This is a genomic window from Atrimonas thermophila (assembly GCF_045864955.1).
GTDB classification, from domain to species: Bacteria; Atribacterota; Atribacteria; order Atribacterales; family Thermatribacteraceae; genus Thermatribacter; species Thermatribacter velox.
Map to the genome: position 1 here is coordinate 972,898 of NZ_AP028803.1, position 16,207 is coordinate 989,104.

A 16,207-nucleotide genomic window follows, 5' to 3' on the forward strand; every position below is an offset into this window, starting at 1 on the left:
CTATCAAACCCCCCATGGGTGGTTTTATAGAAAAAAAACAGGTTATGCACTGAAAATATTCCGGGACTAACTTATGCGAGGAATAAGGCTCTCGTTTTTTATTTTTGTCAGGTTTGGTAATAGTCTAAAGGTAGAAATTTTAGTGCGAAAGGAAAAGGGCAACCATAGCTGGGTTGTTCCAATCCAGGAAACGGCGGTTGCCCTTTTCCTTTTTTAGACTTTGAAGCGTAAAAAGGCTCCGATTCTCTGAATTTTTTCAAGTAGAGGATTATCGGTTTTTATGTATTTTACTTCTCCACCTTGGAGAAGAACTTCTGCGATGATTTCATCAATGATGTCTTCAACTTCAACGGGTGGAAGGTTACATAGTGGACAATCACTTTTCTCCAGAGTTATGTAGTGACACTGGGGGCAAACAAAGCCTTCCTGAGTAAGGTCTTCATCTACTACCACCATCTGGCAAGCTCCAAAGTGTAAAGCTCTTAAAACATTTGGTAAACTACTGGTTGCTAGATCATCGTTGCCAATTTTTTCTATGAGTTCTTGTAGTATCTGGTTGTCTTCTTCTGTTTCAATGTTTTGTTCAGCTTTAAGTGCTTCTTCGATGATCACGTTGATGGGGTCTTTGGGGTTAAGATTTAGTCGTCCCTTTACTCGGGTACGGAGGTAAGAGTGCAATAGGTTAAGAAAAGCTGGATAATCTTCTTTCTTTATTCCTACCAGTAAATAGTCAAAGTGGCCCTTGCGGAAGTGTTCCATGCAGGCAAAAGCAACTTCTTTATAGTGTTGTAGGATCTGATTTTCTATTTTTCTTTCTATCCTTCTCTCTTCTAACCCATACCATCCTCCTTCTTTGATTTTCCCTCGGATATTCGTTTTATGCTCTTCGTGCTCCATAATCTCGCCCATATAAACTTCAAACAGGCGGGCATCACGGTGGTCTACAATTGCCACCAGAAGACGATGGTACTCATCGAGAATGGCAGTTAGTGGTCTTAAATAAGGGTCAGGGTCAAAGATGATTTGGTTTTTCGCTGCTTGGGGTAAAAGAAACACCCTAAATAAGTTTTCTTCTGAGTTAACGAAAGCTGCTATCCCCCTGGTTCTCCCTTTTATTTCAAGTTTTTCTTCCAGAAACTGGTTTATCTGGCTGAAGTCTCTCTCAAACTGGCGTACTCTTTCTTCTGCGACGTCTCCAGATTTTAATTCTGCCAGTTTTTCTCGATATACGTTTTGAGCGACTTTTTTAAATTTTTCAGCAACGATAAATCGGGGGTCGATGTTCAGATAAAAGGAGGTAACCCATCCTTTTTGAGGACGGTATTTTAAGATTTCCTCTATTTTTTCCGCAGTAATTAATCGTTCTTCTCGGTTATTCATCTTTCAATCTTCCTCCTTATCGAAAGTATTTTTTCTTGAAAGGGCGGATATAGAATGCCTTGCTCGGTTATGATGGCTGTTATTAAGGTGTTTGGCGTGATATCAAAGGCTGGATTTTCTACCTCTGCTTTTTCAGGCACTATCTGGTGCTCTTTCCAGTATTTTATTTCGGCCGCGTTTCTTTCTTCAATGGGTATTTGCGATCCTTCGACAATCTCGAAATCAATTGTTGAAGTTGGCGCTGCTACATAAAATGGTATGTTGTGATATCTGGCGAGCACAGCGAGTGAGTAGGTTCCTATCTTGTTTGCTGTGTCTCCATTGGTTGCAATTCGGTCTGCTCCCACAATGATTTTGTTGATTTTCCCCTGTTGCATCATGAAGGCTGCCATGTTGTCGCAGATTACTCTGGTGGGAACACCATTTCGGGTAAGCTCATAGGCGGTAAGCCGAGCCCCTTGGAGTAGTGGCCTGGTTTCATCGGCATAAACCTGAATTTTTTTGCCCTCTTTTAGCTGTGCCCAGTAAATCGCACCCAACGCGGTTCCCCAGGCACCACAGGCAAGTGCACCGGCATTACAATGGGTGAGAATTACGTCTCCATCCTGTATGAGGCTTGCACCGAGTTTCGCAATTTTCCGGTTCATTGCTTCATCTTCTCGTTCTATTGTTGTAGCTTCTTCAATTAACCTGGAACACGTCTCTTCTGGGAGTGTGGCGTTTTTTTGAGCTTCTTGCCAGATTTTTTTCATTCTGTCCAGTGCCCAGAAAAGGTTTACTGCGGTGGGTCTGGTGGATCGAAGAATCGAATCTACCCTTTCTAAAAAGGGATAAAAATCGTTTTGCCTGGTGGTACCTTCAAGCGCTCCCAGACATAGGCCATAAGCAGCGCTTATTCCAATCAGGGGAGCACCCCTTATGCGGAGAGATTTTATGGCTTCAGCTACCTCTCTGAAGTCTGTGGTTTCTCGAAAGACTTCTTGAGTGGGGAGAAGGGTCTGATCGAGGTAGCGTAAAGCGTTTCCTATCCATTCTACAGGTTTTATCACTATTGCACCTTCCTTTCTTAAGGTGTTAAAGTATTTGTCCTCCCAGTTTTGTTGCTGTGGCAACGATTACTGTTGCCATAAGGATGCCTCCTGAAACGTAAGCCAGAGATTCTTTAATCGAGAAGCCCATTAACCAGCAGGCCAGCGAACCTGTCCATACTCCTGTAAAAGGCAGAGGTATACCCACAAAAAACAATATCCCCCATTTGCCAAATTTTTGGTAAGGCGCGATTTTTTTGCGAGTGCTCTCAAGTATTTTGAGCCAGCTCTTTTTGAAATATGCGTTTCGGGCAATCCAGGCTTCAAAACTTGGAGCAAGATTCATAACTATGAAAAAAGGAATTAGGTTTGCTGTTCCTGACACTGTTATGACTAAAACCCAGGGTAATTTTTGCACCAGAATGCCATAAGGAATGGCTCCACGCAGTTCGCTGATGGGTAAGCTGGCTATCAGCGCTGTCTTAAGGACTCCTTCTATCATAGTTGAATGCGTGCTACAAGTTCTTTTATTATGGTTGTCAGTTTTGGTTCTGCTTGGTTTGCTGCTTCTACAATTTCTTCAAAGTTAACTGGTTCTACTACTCCATCGATGGCCAAATCAGTTATGCAAGAGATTCCAAACACTCTTATTCCTGCATGTCTGGCTACAATAACCTCAGGAACGGTTGACATACCAACAGCATCTGCGCCAATGGTGATCAGGAATCGGTATTCTGCTGGAGTTTCCAGATTGGGTCCAGGGAGAGCAACATAAACTCCCTGGTGTACATAAAATCCTTTTTCTATGGCTATGTTCAGGGCCAATTCTCGGAGTTCTTTATCGTAAGCTTGCGACATATCCGGGAAACGCGGTCCAAGTTCAGGATCGTTGGGCCCCCGAAGGGGATTATCTCCCAGTAGATTTATGTGATCGGTAATAATCATCAAGTCTCCTTTTTTCATGTTTCGATTCATACCGCCTGCTGCGTTGCTTATGATGAGCACTTCTATGCCCAGAGCCTTCATAACTCTTACTGGGAAAGTTATTTGTTGCATGGTGTATCCTTCGTAGTAGTGGAATCTTCCCTGCATGGCGACCACTGCTTTTCCAGAAAGGTTTCCCAGTACCAGGTTTCCCTGGTGGCTTTCTACTGTGGATACTGGGAAATTGGGTATTTCCTGGTAGGGAATGACTCTTTCTATTTCAATGTCATCAACCAGGGCACCGAGGCCTGTTCCCAAGATGATTCCTATTCTGGGATTTAGTCTGGTTCTTTCTTTAATAAAAGCGCTGGTTTCTTGAATTTTGGCTTTCAGGTTTTCCATTATTCATATCACTCCTTGTTATTTTATTTTCTTGGGAAGTGTTTATCGTAAGCTTCTTGCAAGACCTTCCTGGTTATGTGGGTATAAATTTGAGTTGTGGAGATGTCGCTGTGTCCAAGACATTCCTGAATTATACGCAAGTCGGCTCCGTTTTCAAGGATATGGGTTGCAAAAGTGTGCCGCAAAGTATGAGGTGTCACGTTCTTTGTTATACCGGCTTTACGGGTATAACGCTTTATCATATTCCACACACTCTGACGAGTTATCGGTTTCCCGGAAGGCCCCAGGAAAACAAAATTACTGGGTTTCCCTTTTAGAAAGTGAGGCCTTCCCCCTGCCAGATAGGCTTCAATTGCTGCTTTTGCCTCCTCTCCAAAAGGTACGATTCTTTCCTTAAATCCCTTGCCCCAAAGGCGTAGCATGCGGTTTTGAAGGTCGAGGTGTGAGAATTCAAGATTCACCAGTTCACTTACCCTCAGGCCGCTACTGTAGAGGAGCTCCAGTATGGCTTTGTCTCTCAATCCTGAGGGTTTGGTGGTATCAGGGAGAGTTAGAATTGCTTCTATTTCAGCAAGAGTGAGTACCTGGGGTATTTTTCTCCCTATTTTTGGGGTATCGAGTGAACGCGCAAGATTTTCTTTGACCAGATTTTTTTTGAGTAGAAAAGCAAAAAAAGATCTCAGCGCAGAAATACGCCTGGCTAAGGTAGTAGAAGTATGTCCTGCTCTATACTGCCAGGTTATAAATTCTTCCAGATCTTTTAAGGTAAGTTCTTCTAAAGAGGTAATCTGTCTCTTAATTAAGAAACCGTGCAAGGCTTTCAAGTCGTTCTCATAAGAACACAGTGTGTTTTCAGAAACTCGTTTTTCCCAGTAAAGAAAATCGAGAAAGGCCTCAATTGCTTCTTGAAGGTTTCCTGGAGACATAGCTTTTTATTACCCTTTTTAAAAAGAGTCCAGCGATAATCAAGAAAATGCTGGCCAGTTGCGCCTCGGTAAATAAACCTGCAATAGCGAAGGGTTCATCTCGCCAATATTCTATCAGAAAACGAGCGATTCCATAAAGCCATAAGTAGTCAAAAAAGAGCGCTCCCTCAAACGGTTTCTTTCGCTCAAGGCGAAGTAGCACAAAGAGGATGATTAAAGAATATAGGGAAGAATATATTTGAGTGGGGTAGCGAAAGCCGGAAAGGTGAGGAAAGTGCACCCCCAGAGGAAAAGAGCTAAAAGCACAAACCCTTCCATAACAGCATCCGTTTAAAAAACAGCCTATTCTGGCAATGGCATACCCCAAAGCAAGTGGTGGTGAAAAAATGTCGAATAACTTTAAGAGAGACTGCTTTTTAAGATAAAGGTAGGGTAAAACTAAAAGCAACCCTCCAATTAGCCCCCCTAAAAAAGTTAATCCTCCTTCTCTGATGTTGAAGATGTGCCAGAAATTATTTTTATACAGTTCCCAATTAAGGATGACGTAGGTTATTCGAGATCCCAAAATGGCTCCTAAGATGGCAAGGATACTTACTTCAACAACTGTTTCCTGAGAAACCTGATATTTCTGAGCCCTTTTCATGGCATAAATGACCCCGACCAGGAAAGCAACACCCAGCATTACACCGTATGAATACACTGGTAGAGAGCCCAGATAAAAAAGTATGCGTCTCATTGGAACACCACCTTTGTTTTTTCATCTACTACTTCTATCCATATTTTCCCAGGGGGTATGACCAGTTTTTCTCCATTCTCCAGGTAGTAGTTCGTTTTGCCTTCCAGAGTTTGTTTGGACCAGGTTATCGGAATCAGTTTGCCTTGGAAACAGGCCCAGCCCTTGCCCTTGCCTACGAAGTTTATCGCCAGTCTGCCTTCTTCGTCTTTCACTGCTTGTTTGGTGACTTGGACGATCACTACTCGGGCAGTTATTGGATTACCATTTAAGGCATCAATGTGAGTTTCTCCATTCACTCTTCTGAGGTAGACATTTTTTGATGGATCGTATTCAAAGGCTACCTGGTAACTACCAGTATAGTGAATTTCTATTTTTCGTGCTGAGGGAAAAGTTTCATCAACGATTTTTATATTGCCAGATACCGGAAAGTAAGTAGCCAGAGCTGGCTTACTATAACCCAGTCTGTTACTTTCTTCCTTAAGAGAGGCTAAGGAAGTATATAAGTTGTGGGGTGGATTGCGGTCTTTACTGCGCCAGAAAGCCCGGAAGTTTTTCATTTCATCAATATGGTCCAGGGCAAGCTGTTGGAGATAAGTGTAAGCTTCCACACTTCCCCCACAATGTACCAACACAGCATTATGCTCTGCTGCTTTCATTACAAAGTAAGGCCTTGCGCTACGCAGTGGCCCTATTTTTTCAGCATCTTCTGATTGAAATATGGCCAGAAACCTGGTAATTCCACCTTCTGCCATGATTTCGTAAACGATATCGGCCTGGCTCAGTCCTGATTGGGGACGGGCTGCTGGAGCATTTTCCACGATTATTGCGAAAGGCCTTTGCGTGAAAGGAGACTTTTTTTCGACGTCGGAAGTGGGTGGAGTAACATCTCCCATAAGAAGATTTCTGCCAGCAGTACTTTCCACTTCCTGAGTTGTGCGTTCAGCGATTCTGGCAAGCAGTGGTGAAGTGCCAGCTTCTTCTATTTTACTTTTGATAACTTCGGTTGAAGGTATGCTCTGTTTCTGAAGTTTTTCTTCAATCTTGATTTCCTCGCCTTTGGTCAGCAGTTCTGCTCCTGAAGGTGAAGACCTTGCCAGAGTCAGTTCTGCCGGTGGTAGTTCAATTTCTGGTTTAGGGAGCTGGGTCTGGGGTTTATTTGATTCCACATTGGTGGAAATTTCTTCTTCAATAGTTTGGGGTGGTTGCTCTATACTTTCCTCTGAAGGTGTTATTTGAGGTTTCAATTCGGCAACTTCCTGAGCTTCCTCAGGTTTCAAGCTTGCTGGCGCTTCTTCGGCTGGCAATTCCAGAAGTTCTACCACAACCACTTCTTCTGGCTTGGGAAGATAGCGATAGGAAAGCCAGTAAACTGAAGCCACTGCTATAACGGCTATATTTATAAGGATGGAAATGGAGAGGGCAAAGGACCATACTCGTTTTTCGTCAAGCATTGGGATCACTCTTTTTCAGGAGGTCTGGTGGCTATGGCCATTTTTTGAGCGCCAGCTCTTTTGAGGATGTCCATAACCTGCACTACTCTACCGTGTAACACATTTTTATCCGCTTCGATGACTACTGTAGCACCTGGTTCCTTGCGTAACTCTACCACAAGGAGATTAGGAAAGTCTTCCCAGGTTACAAACGAACCATTAATGAAAAGACGGTTGTCTTCGGTAATGGTTACGGTAAGAGTTTTTGCCTCTCCAAGTTGTGAAAATTCAGCAGTGGGAAGATTGACCTGTGCCCCGGTTTCGATGCTTATAAAGGTGGTGGTTACCATGAAGAAAATCACCAGCTGGAGGATTACATCCACCAGCGGTGTCATATTAACTTCTGGTTTCGATTTTTTCTTCATTCGTCGAAACTGAAACATTTTGATCCTCTTTTTGAAGTTTTTCTCTGGAAGAAACTGTTCCAGGGAGTAGTCCGGCTTCTTCCTCAATTATTTCTAAGATTTCACCGCTGACTCTTTCAATTTCGTTCATTAAGCTTTCCGCAGTGTTGGAAAGATAATGATGGGCTATGATGGTTGGTATGGCTACCGATAGACCAGCGGCAGTTGTGATTAAGGCTTCAGAGATACCACTGGCCATTTCAGCGGGTCTGCCCACGCCTATAGCTGAAATGATGTTGAAAGTTTTAATCATACCGGTTACTGTGCCGAGCAACCCCAGAAGAGGGGAAATATTAGCGATAGTCACCAGGGTATTCAATCGTTTTTCCAGGTAAGGGAGTTCCTGCAAAGCTGCTGTTTCCATGGCTTCCCTCGCTTCTCGAGGATAGCCTGCAAAATATCTTTTGAGGCCTGAAAGGATAATTTTGGATGCAATACAGGGGTTTTTCTGGCTCAAGTCCACCAGCGAAGATAGGTCACGCTGAATCAGGGATTTTCTTATTGATTTAAAAAATCTCCGGTGCTTTTCACGGGTACTGCGTAAAACGTACCATCGCTCTATGGTAACCGCAAGAAAAATTACCGAGCAGACAAGTATAGGATACATTATGTAGCCACCCTTGGTGACTATCGAGAAAATCTGCATATCTCAAACCTCCTGAAAATTTCGCTTATTTTTCTTCCAGAACAGCTATCCGCTGGTTTGCTTTTTCTCTCCATTGCTCACTTTGCGCTTTTTGAGCAAGCTCATGGTATACTTCTCTTGCCCTTACAAGGTCCCCCTTTAGCTCTAAAGCTACACCCAGGAGATATACTGTCTTTTCCCAGAGCTCCGAATTTGTGGATTCTTCCGGGCGAAGCTCGAGAACCGGATTCAAAAAATCGATTGCCCTTTCTGGATGGTCCATTTTAAGATATATACTACCCAATCGGTAATAAGTATAGAGTTTTTCCTCTGAAGAAACAGCTCTTTGCACCAGCTCTTCAAGAATTGGTATTGCTTGTTGATAATTTTCCTGGAGTATATGAATATCAGCAAGTAGTGAGCTAAGTTCCTGATAATATTTTCCTTCGGGGAAAAGACCTCGATATTCTTTGATTAGTTCTTCGACCTGTTTTTCATCGCCAAGGTAGTATGCAGACCATACGCTGAAGTAAAGCACTTTCTCACGCTCAAGACTTTGTGGAAAGTGCTGAGTAAAAGAAAGCGCTTCCTGCAAGAAGCGGGTGTACTCTTTTTGCATGTAGAGCTCTTCAAGATGCATGAGATAGGCTTTTTCGGCATACTCGGGTGTGTCTTTAAGCTTTTGCAACAGTTCCTGATTTTTCTGGTAGTCACCTTTTTGGTGGTAGAGATTGGCCAGGTTCCACTGGTAGAGAGGATCCTGACTGATTGAACAAAGTCTGTGGTAGTTTTCGATAGCTTTCTCAAGATTTCCTTGCTGGTAGTTAATTTCTCCCAAAAGGAGCAGAATTTCTTCCTGAAATTCCCGAGGAAGGAGCTCCAGAGCGGCTTCGAGGGCGGATCTTGCAGTTTCGAAATCTCCAGTGAAGTACAAGGCTTTGCCTTTTAGGAGGAAGAAAATGCCTTTTCGAGAATTGGAAAGACTATCAGGCGATACTTTGCTCAGGACTTCAAGTGCTTCCGAATATTTTTGCTGGTCAATCAAAACAGATGCTTTTTCCAGGGCTTCTTTTTCCGGGTCTTTCAGGACCTGTTCGGGGTCTTCTCCAGCAAGCGCAACAAGCTCTCTTGCTTTATCTTCCAATCCAAGATGGTAATAGGCCCAGGCAATTATTAAAAGGTATTCTTTTTGGTTTTCAGGTTTCCTTTCTCGATGTAAGAGTTTTTCTCCTGCTACAGTTACCTTTTCCCAGTTTTTCAGCTGAGCATATAGCTTTATCTGGGTTTTGTAGAACTCTTCGGGGAAAGTGTTTTCGAAGGTAGTAGCCTTTTCTTCGAGGAGCTTCCGGGCTTGGTCGAGTTCTCCCATTTCAAGCAAGGAAACAGCAATTTTGAACTGGGCTTCTGCTGACAATTCGCTGTTTGGATACTGATTCAGGAATTCTTCGAAATATTCTATGGCCTTTTTCCAATCTTTTTTCTGATAGAAGGCATTGGCCTGATAAAAAGCACCTTTCTCGCCACCTATTTCTTTGAACATGCTCAAAGCCTTTTCAGTGTTTTTATTTTCCTGATAGCACAGCCCCAGCATTTCCATTGCTTGCAGACGAAAGGTGCTTTCAGGAAACTTCTGTAACAGATCTTCGTATATCTGGATGCACTCGCTGTATTTTTTTTGCTTGAAAAATGCATAACCATACCAGAAAGCTGCCTGGTCCAGGTATTTACTCTGTGGAAAGCGAAGCTGGAATTGACGATAATGGTCGGTAAGCTCCGACAGTTTCAAAGTCCTCGCTTCTGCTTCCAGTCTGAGCAGTTCTGCTTCCTCTATGAAGGTTGCGTAAGGGAATTTATTTATGAGTTCATTCAGCTCCTTAAGGCTTTCTTCCCACTGCTCGAGTTTGCTCAGGCAAAAGGCTCTGCCCCACAATGCCTCTTCCTGGAGCTTTGCATCAGAATCATCTTTGGCTTGAGTATAAAAATCTATCGCTCTTTTCCACTCTCCTTTTTGAGCCAAAAGGTTGCCTATCAAAAGGGATGCCTGATGAAGTTCTGGATTTTCTTGCAACGCTTTTTGGGCAATCATCAAAGCCTGGTCGACGTCACCCCACCCCAGGATTTCCATACTCAAGTCGTATAGTTGGCGAGATTTTTCTTTAGGGTCGCTTAACAGTTCTATGCTCTTTAGTCTTTTTTCAAGGTAACTCTTTTCTTCACCAAGGTAATAGTAGCAGCGGGCTGCATATTCGTGAGCTTTCTGGAAACTCGGATTTTTGGCAATTGCTTCTTCAAAAAAAGCAAGGGCCGCACGGTATTCTGCTTTCTGGTAGAGTTCTAAACCTCGATTGAAGCTCTGAAGTGTTTCGCGACCGTAGGTTTTTTCCTGGATGGTTTTGTCCAAAAACCTCTGGGCTTGAGCATGAAAAGGGTCTAATGCCAAGAGTTTTCTCCAGACCTTTTCGGCTTCGTCTAATTCACCAAGGTCATAAAGAGTTCTCCCTAAAAAGTAATAGGCTTCTTTCATTTCGGGATTAATTTCTGTTGCTTTGCTAAGCAGGGTTCTGGCTTTAAATAGATCTCCTGCAGCATAACTTTTATAACCTTCTACATAAAGGGAATAAGCTTCCTTACCAAACTTTTCTGCTTTGGAGTAAAAATCCAGTAAATAGCGAGCTTCGTCATGTTGAGGGTTTTCGTTAAGAATTTTTCTGAGTGAGGCTATTGCTTCCTGAATCCTGTCTTCTTCGTAAAGGATTTTGGCTTTTAGGAGTAAGATTTGTGAAGACTCAACTTCAAGCTCTTCTGCTTTTTTGAGAGTCTGCAAGGCAAGGTCGTATTTTTTCTGAAAGAGATACAAATTCGCCAGTCGCAGATAGGTAGCAAGCAGGTTTTTGGTGACTGAAGTGCTGGCCTTCTCTTGCTCCAGTAAATGCAAATATGTTTCCCAGGCTTCGGCTTCTTTGGCAAACCATCCTGTCTGGTGATACATCAGAGCAAGATAGAGATAGCTTTCCCGGTATTCAGGCGCATTCTGGGTGGCTTGAGTGGCCAGTGCAAAGGCTTCCTGCCAGAGAGGTTTATCTGGGAATTGCGATTCTCGGTCGTAAGTTTTTAAGGCTTCTTTCATTTTTGTGATTGCTTTATAAAGGGGTAGGATTTGCGTTTCTTGGAAGCTGGGATATTCTATCTGGATTACTGCATTGGGAAATAGTGTTCGGATTAGTTCTTCCGTGAAGTGCTTGCCAAGTAGAGAAAGATTCTCCATCTGGAAGACCTGGCTGGCTAAGTTTATTGCTTCGCCATTTGCTTTTACAAACAGCCGAGGACTTACTATAAGATTCCGCTGGTTATTAACCTCTCTATAAAGAACTGAACCTGTGAGCAGATAATCACACTGGAGTTTGTTGCTGATTTGCTTCAGAAAGCTGGTGGTAAGAAACGCGTTGGACGAACTGTCTATTCCTTCAAGAAACGTTTCGATTTCAAAAGAATTTAATACCTCAAAATATCCACTTTGCTCCAGGCCCATTTTAAACACATCTCTTACCAGATAACCAAGCGCGTATTCGTTGTTTTCTCTTTCTACAAAAGGTAGACAGGCAATTTTAGGGGGATTTTGGGAAAAGACGGGAAAAACAAACAAAAAAAGCAGGCTTAACAGCAAAATTACGCCTGTAAACAAAGGTTTTTTTCGTTGATTTTTCAGAAAGAAAAACAAAATCAAAGCTTTGCGCTCCTTACCCAAAACGTCCGGTCAGGTAATCTTCGGTTTCTTTTTTCTGAGGATTGGTAAAAATTTGGTGGGTTGGTCCGAATTCAACCAGTTTACCCATAAGCAGGAAGGCTGTATAATCCGAAGTTCTCGCTGCTTCCTGCATGTTATGGGTTACCAGGACTATGGTATATTGGTCCTTCAACGTTTTTATGAGCTCTTCGATACGGGCAGTAGCAATTGGATCCAGAGCTGAAGCTGGTTCGTCCATAAGCAATACTTCCGGTTCCACAGCTATGGCTCTTGCAATGCAGAGTCTCTGCTGTTGGCCTCCTGAAAGCAAAAGTGCCGATCCATGAAGGCGGTCTTTTACTTCATCCCAGAGCGCTGCTGCTTTCAAGCTTTCTTCTACTCTTTGAGCGATGGCCTTTTTATCTCTCCATCCCTGGATTTTCAAGCCATAAGCCACGTTTTCAAAAATGCTTTTTGGAAAAGGATTGGGTTTTTGGAAGACCATCCCTATTCTCTGTCGCAACTTCACGGGATCCACACCGTTTCCATATATGTTCTGGTTTTCAAAGATTATCTCGCCTTGGATCCTCATGTTTTCAAAAAAGTCATTCATTCTGTTGATGCTTCTCAGCAACGTCGATTTACCACATCCAGAAGGTCCAATTATCGCTGTAACTTTGTTTTCAGGTATGTCCAGATTGATGTCAAACAACACCTGTTTTTCTCCAAAAAAAACGCTAAAATTTTTTATAGAAATTTTTCCAGCAGACATTTGACCACCCTTAGTTTTATTTCTCTTGGACAGCTTAAATTTAAGCAGTTTTCGCTTCAGAAATCAACTTGTCTTTTCTTTTTCCAATAACTTCTTAATTTTGTTTCTTCCAATCTGAAAGGCCTCATGGACCAGGGTTACTATTTCCCGGTTGGACAACCCCTTACCTTGCAGTAAGGAAACCATCCGCTCGATGCTTTCAATGCTGGTTTCCAATTCCGCTTTTTCTTTCCCTTTCAGGACCAGGGTTATTTCCCCTTTTATCTGTTCATTTGAACCAATAGACCTCAGGATTTCATCCGTTTTTCCATACAGAACTTCCTGATGGTATTTGGTTAGTTCTCGACAAAGAGCCGTATCTCTGTTTTCGATTTGGAGTATTTCTTGGAGGGTGTTGATAAGCCGGTGAGGGGCTTCGTAGATGATTACCGTGTAGGGCGAGTTAAGCGCGTTTTTCAGCAAGTTTGCTCTCTCTTTCCTGTTTCTGGGCAAAAACCCCAAAAACAAAAATTTTTGGTCGGAAAAACCAGAGTAAACCAGGGCAAGTATCAATGCCGAAGGCCCCGGGAGCACCTCAAAGGCTATTTCTTCCTGGATTAACAGCTTAATTAGTTCTGCACCGGGATCCTGAATGCCAGGAGTACCTGCATCTGATACTACGGCGATGCTTCTTCCCTCTTTTGTAAGGGCTATGATTTTTTGTGAAGCGCTCTTGAAATTGTGTTTGTGATAACTGAATAAAGGTTTTTTTATCTGATAGTAGTTCAGTAGTTTCAGAGTAACTCTGGTGTCTTCACAAGCTACAAAATCAACTGTTTGTAAAGTTTCTAAGGTTCTTAAGGTTATGTCTTTGAGATTGCCAAGCGGGGTGGGGCAAAAGTAAACTTTGCCCCACCCCGCCCTATCTTGCAAGCGCTTCATCCCTGTTTTTTTGTGCTCTTTTTACCGATTTTCCTCAACTCGGACCGGTACAAAGTAGGTTCTTCCTCCCCGATCAATCAAAAGCAATGCAACGTCCTGGGGTTTGATAGTAGCAGTAGCCTGGTACCAATCTTCAAGAGAGGTAATACGCTGACGGTTAACCTCTAATATGACGTCACCAGGTCTGAGCCCAGCTTCATCGGCTGGCCCATTGGGTTCTACTGACACGATTACCACTCCTTCATTCCTGCGCAGAGAAAAGCGCTGGATAAGTTCAGGGTTGATTTCACTGACTTCCATCCCAAAGTATGCTCTGGGTGATACAGTAGGTATGCCCTCTTCCTTGAGTTCGCCAAGTGTAACCTGAAGCTGGATAATTTCTTTGTTGCGCCAGATTTCCAGGGTTACTTTATCGCCTGGTTTATGGGAACGTATGGTTTGTTGTAGCTTGGTCACGTTATCGATTTCTTGGTCATCAACTTTGAGGATTATGTCTCCTCTTAAAATACCACTTTTTTCAGCTGGACTATCCGGTGATATGTCAGCTACAAGTGCTCCTTTAGCTTCACTTAGGCCAAAAGTTTGTGCTATTTCATCAGTAACATCCTGAATGTAAACACCGAGCCAGGCCCTTACCACTCTACCTTTTTCAATGAGATCGTCCAGAATTTCTTTAGCCATGTTGATAGGGACTGCAAAGCCTATACCCTGAGCATAGGGTAAAATGGCTGTATTAATACCTATAACTTCTCCCTTCAGGTTGAGCAAAGGCCCTCCACTGTTTCCCGGATTAATGGCGGCGTCAGTCTGCAGGAAATTTTCGTATTCTCTTCCTGAGTCTCCAGACTGGATGGGTCGCCCTTTGGCACTGAGGACTCCCACAGTAACCGTGTGAGAAAGTCCGTAGGGATTGCCTATAGCAATAACCCATTCTCCTACTCGAGCCTTGTCTGAGTCTCCGAGGGGAATGACCGGGAGATCGCTGGCATTTATTTTTACTACAGCGAGGTCAGTGAGTGGGTCAGCACCAACAACTTTTCCAGTGAATTCTTTGCCATCGATGAAAGTGACTTTGATTTCGTCAGCTCCTTCAACCACGTGATTGTTGGTAAGGATATATCCGTCGGAACGGAATACAAAACCCGTTCCTAACCCCCGTACCGGCACTTTCCGTTCATACTGGGGTGTGTCTCCAAAGAAGTATCTAAAGAACGGATCTTCAAAGAAAGGAGCGAAAGGAGAACGGTAGGTAGCCACCTTCAGAGTGTTGATATTTACCACTGCAGGACTTACTTTTTCCACCACGTCAGCAACCACATTTCCTTCTCGCAGGGGCTGGGTAACCTGCGAGAAGACAGGCTGCACAAAAGAAAGAATTAAAATTACCAACACCAAGCTTGAGACAATGAGTTTTCTTCTCAATTTCAACAACCTCCTTATTGAGATTTTAAAGAAGAGAAAAGCTGTAACACGTTTTTAAGAAATTCTTCCTGAAAAGGACCACTGATCAGAAAGTAGTGTCCTTTCTCTTCTTTGACCAGGGTAGTGGTGCCTTTTTTGAGGTATCTGGATACCGAGTTCAGGAAAAATAGTCGCTTTTCAACCAGAAATGGAAAAGGATTGTAGAACACCGAAACAAAATAGAGTCCATCGGTGTATACCAGATAGTGCCATATGCGACCGTTTTCGACTATCTTGTAAACTTTTTTTAGTTTAAAACCTGGCGGGAAAAAAAGAGGATACTTTTCTTTACGGTCTTTTTCTCCTGGCTCTTCAGGATACGGGTTTTTTACAGACCAGGTGTTTAATTGAGCAAGCTGGTTTGTATCCGGACTAAAGTCAATATATACGAGCCGGGCGATGCTCAGTGCCTCTCCTTGAGGAGAAAAATTGAAGACTCCCTTAACATTGTGTTCTTTATCCAGGAGAAGGACTTTCTGCACTTTTTGAGTTTCGCGAGACACGAAGGCAATTGAACCAGATTGCATTTCTACCAGATAGTTATCCAGAAGGGCGTCCAGATTATTGAGGTCAAGAAATTCAAAGGGGCACACGGCGGGATACATTGCTATTTCTCGGTTTTCTTTGAGATTTATGACGTGACGCCAGCCTTCAGAATCTATAAAAAGAAGATTTTCTTCTCCCAGGTTTCTCCACAGAATCCCCTTTTCTTTTATAAAAGCCACTTCATAGAAGAAGGTTTCTTTGGTAACAAGGTTTTCTACCTTCCAAAAGCTCCAGAAGCTCCGCATGTGTTGTTTGTGATGGATTTCTTCCAGAAAAAGCTTCGCTTCTTCTGGGCTAAGTATTTTTGCCCAGGAGCTTGCGGATAAAGCAAGCATGAACAAACCAACAAAGAATGCTATTGTAGTAAATTTTTTTAATCTGAAGGTTTGCATTGTAGTTTAGTATCCTTCAGAAACTAACTTGATTTCCTGAACAATCAAGCGCCCGGTTCCTTGTGTAGACTGAGGGACGTTGAACTCAGCCCTTTCGGTGCTTAGTCCAAAGTGGATTTCAGTGAGAGACTGGGCAAGCTGTGCGTTAAAGTTTTCTTGTTGGAAATAGCTAAATATGCCCAGAACGACCAAAGAGGTCACAATGATTGCTGCAATCCATACCAGATTTTGCAAGGTGTTTGTCTTGCGAGCTCGTTTGATAATCTCTTCCGCGACAAAATGAGCTCTTAAAGGGGGTATGGCATTTATTTCAAAAGCATCTCTGAGTGCTCTCTTCATCCTCTGCACTTTCAGCATTTCACTGGTACATAGCGAACACTGTTTAAGATGGGTTTTAATTGCCTGGTATTCGTCGATTGGCAGTTCTTGGTCTAAAAAGGCAGAAAGTTTATTCTGCACTTCTGGGCAGTTCACGG

The 16,207-nt window shown here is 43.0% G+C and carries 15 protein-coding genes; all 15 read right to left on the bottom strand.

Annotated features, from left to right (window positions below; translation table 11 throughout):
* Positions 1-213: 213 nt before the first annotated feature.
* The 15 genes from ACKTT1_RS05095 to ACKTT1_RS05165 all read right to left on the bottom strand — a co-directional run bounded on the left by ACKTT1_RS05095 (position 214) and on the right by ACKTT1_RS05165 (position 16,205).
* The gene (locus ACKTT1_RS05095) at positions 214-1,380 is read right to left on the bottom strand and encodes a hypothetical protein (protein WP_369019336.1); all 1,167 of its coding nucleotides are present in this window, start codon (positions 1,378-1,380) and stop codon (positions 214-216) included.
* A complete protein-coding gene (gene mtnA, locus ACKTT1_RS05100; RefSeq protein ID WP_412710553.1) occupies positions 1,377-2,426 on the bottom strand; it encodes an S-methyl-5-thioribose-1-phosphate isomerase in 1,050 nt (349 codons plus the stop codon). The genes ACKTT1_RS05095 and mtnA overlap by 4 nt, the downstream gene beginning before the upstream one ends.
* 28 nt (positions 2,427-2,454) lie before the next feature.
* Positions 2,455-2,910, bottom strand: a complete 456-nt coding sequence (locus tag ACKTT1_RS05105; RefSeq protein WP_369019335.1) for a COG2426 family protein — start codon at positions 2,908-2,910, stop codon at positions 2,455-2,457.
* Entirely contained in the window at positions 2,907-3,734 is an 828-nt protein-coding gene (locus tag ACKTT1_RS05110) for a purine-nucleoside phosphorylase (protein WP_369019334.1), read from the bottom strand. Before ACKTT1_RS05110 ends, ACKTT1_RS05105 begins: the two co-directional genes overlap by 4 nt.
* A gap of 23 nt (positions 3,735-3,757) precedes the next feature.
* Positions 3,758-4,660: a site-specific tyrosine recombinase XerD gene (gene xerD / locus ACKTT1_RS05115; RefSeq protein ID WP_369019333.1), complete on the bottom strand. Its 903-nt coding sequence runs from the start codon at positions 4,658-4,660 to the stop codon at positions 3,758-3,760.
* Positions 4,629-5,396, bottom strand: a complete 768-nt coding sequence (gene lgt / locus ACKTT1_RS05120; RefSeq protein WP_412710424.1) for a prolipoprotein diacylglyceryl transferase — start codon at positions 5,394-5,396, stop codon at positions 4,629-4,631. The genes xerD and lgt overlap by 32 nt, the downstream gene beginning before the upstream one ends.
* Positions 5,393-6,847, bottom strand: coding sequence for a DUF3048 domain-containing protein (locus ACKTT1_RS05125; protein WP_412710425.1), 1,455 nt, complete (start codon positions 6,845-6,847; stop codon positions 5,393-5,395). Before ACKTT1_RS05125 ends, lgt begins: the two co-directional genes overlap by 4 nt.
* A gap of 5 nt (positions 6,848-6,852) precedes the next feature.
* Positions 6,853-7,251: an ExbD/TolR family protein gene (locus ACKTT1_RS05130; protein ID WP_369019330.1), complete on the bottom strand. Its 399-nt coding sequence runs from the start codon at positions 7,249-7,251 to the stop codon at positions 6,853-6,855.
* Complete coding sequence (locus ACKTT1_RS05135) at positions 7,223-7,936, bottom strand: MotA/TolQ/ExbB proton channel family protein (protein WP_412710426.1); 714 nt, start codon at positions 7,934-7,936, stop codon at positions 7,223-7,225. The genes ACKTT1_RS05130 and ACKTT1_RS05135 overlap by 29 nt, the downstream gene beginning before the upstream one ends.
* Before the next feature lie 25 nt (positions 7,937-7,961).
* Positions 7,962-11,579 (bottom strand): tetratricopeptide repeat protein, encoded by a 3,618-nt coding sequence (locus ACKTT1_RS05140; RefSeq protein WP_412710427.1) that lies wholly within the window; start codon positions 11,577-11,579, stop codon positions 7,962-7,964.
* A gap of 73 nt (positions 11,580-11,652) precedes the next feature.
* A complete protein-coding gene (pstB, locus tag ACKTT1_RS05145) occupies positions 11,653-12,411 on the bottom strand; it encodes a phosphate ABC transporter ATP-binding protein PstB (RefSeq protein ID WP_412710428.1) in 759 nt (252 codons plus the stop codon).
* Between the two features lie 63 nt (positions 12,412-12,474).
* Positions 12,475-13,332, bottom strand: coding sequence for a 16S rRNA (cytidine(1402)-2'-O)-methyltransferase (gene rsmI, locus ACKTT1_RS05150; protein WP_412710429.1), 858 nt, complete (start codon positions 13,330-13,332; stop codon positions 12,475-12,477).
* Between the two features lie 21 nt (positions 13,333-13,353).
* On the bottom strand, positions 13,354-14,754 hold the full coding sequence (locus ACKTT1_RS05155) for a DegQ family serine endoprotease (RefSeq protein WP_412710430.1): 1,401 nt from the start codon (positions 14,752-14,754) through the stop codon (positions 13,354-13,356).
* Between the two features lie 14 nt (positions 14,755-14,768).
* Positions 14,769-15,674, bottom strand: coding sequence for a hypothetical protein (locus ACKTT1_RS05160; protein WP_412710431.1), 906 nt, complete (start codon positions 15,672-15,674; stop codon positions 14,769-14,771).
* Between the two features lie 63 nt (positions 15,675-15,737).
* The gene (locus ACKTT1_RS05165; protein WP_412710432.1) at positions 15,738-16,205 is read right to left on the bottom strand and encodes an anti-sigma factor family protein; all 468 of its coding nucleotides are present in this window, start codon (positions 16,203-16,205) and stop codon (positions 15,738-15,740) included.
* Positions 16,206-16,207: the final 2 nt, after the last annotated feature.

Bases quoted from the DNA above. Each gene is read 5' to 3' on its own strand.
- ACKTT1_RS05095 (WP_369019336.1), bottom strand. From the start codon at position 1,380: ATGAATAACCGAGAAGAACGATTAATTACTGCGGAAAAAATAGAGGAA.
- ACKTT1_RS05110 (WP_369019334.1), bottom strand. From the start codon at position 3,734: ATGGAAAACCTGAAAGCCAAAATTCAAGAAACCAGCGCTTTTATTAAA.
- pstB (WP_412710428.1), bottom strand. From the start codon at position 12,411: ATGTCTGCTGGAAAAATTTCTATAAAAAATTTTAGCGTTTTTTTTGGA.
- ACKTT1_RS05105 (WP_369019335.1), bottom strand. From the start codon at position 2,910: ATGATAGAAGGAGTCCTTAAGACAGCGCTGATAGCCAGCTTACCCATC.
- ACKTT1_RS05135 (WP_412710426.1), bottom strand. From the start codon at position 7,936: ATGCAGATTTTCTCGATAGTCACCAAGGGTGGCTACATAATGTATCCT.
- xerD (WP_369019333.1), bottom strand. From the start codon at position 4,660: ATGTCTCCAGGAAACCTTCAAGAAGCAATTGAGGCCTTTCTCGATTTT.
- ACKTT1_RS05160 (WP_412710431.1), bottom strand. From the start codon at position 15,674: ATGCTTGCTTTATCCGCAAGCTCCTGGGCAAAAATACTTAGCCCAGAA.
- ACKTT1_RS05125 (WP_412710425.1), bottom strand. From the start codon at position 6,847: ATGCTTGACGAAAAACGAGTATGGTCCTTTGCCCTCTCCATTTCCATC.
- lgt (WP_412710424.1), bottom strand. From the start codon at position 5,396: ATGAGACGCATACTTTTTTATCTGGGCTCTCTACCAGTGTATTCATAC.
- ACKTT1_RS05130 (WP_369019330.1), bottom strand. From the start codon at position 7,251: ATGAAGAAAAAATCGAAACCAGAAGTTAATATGACACCGCTGGTGGAT.
- rsmI (WP_412710429.1), bottom strand. From the start codon at position 13,332: ATGAAGCGCTTGCAAGATAGGGCGGGGTGGGGCAAAGTTTACTTTTGC.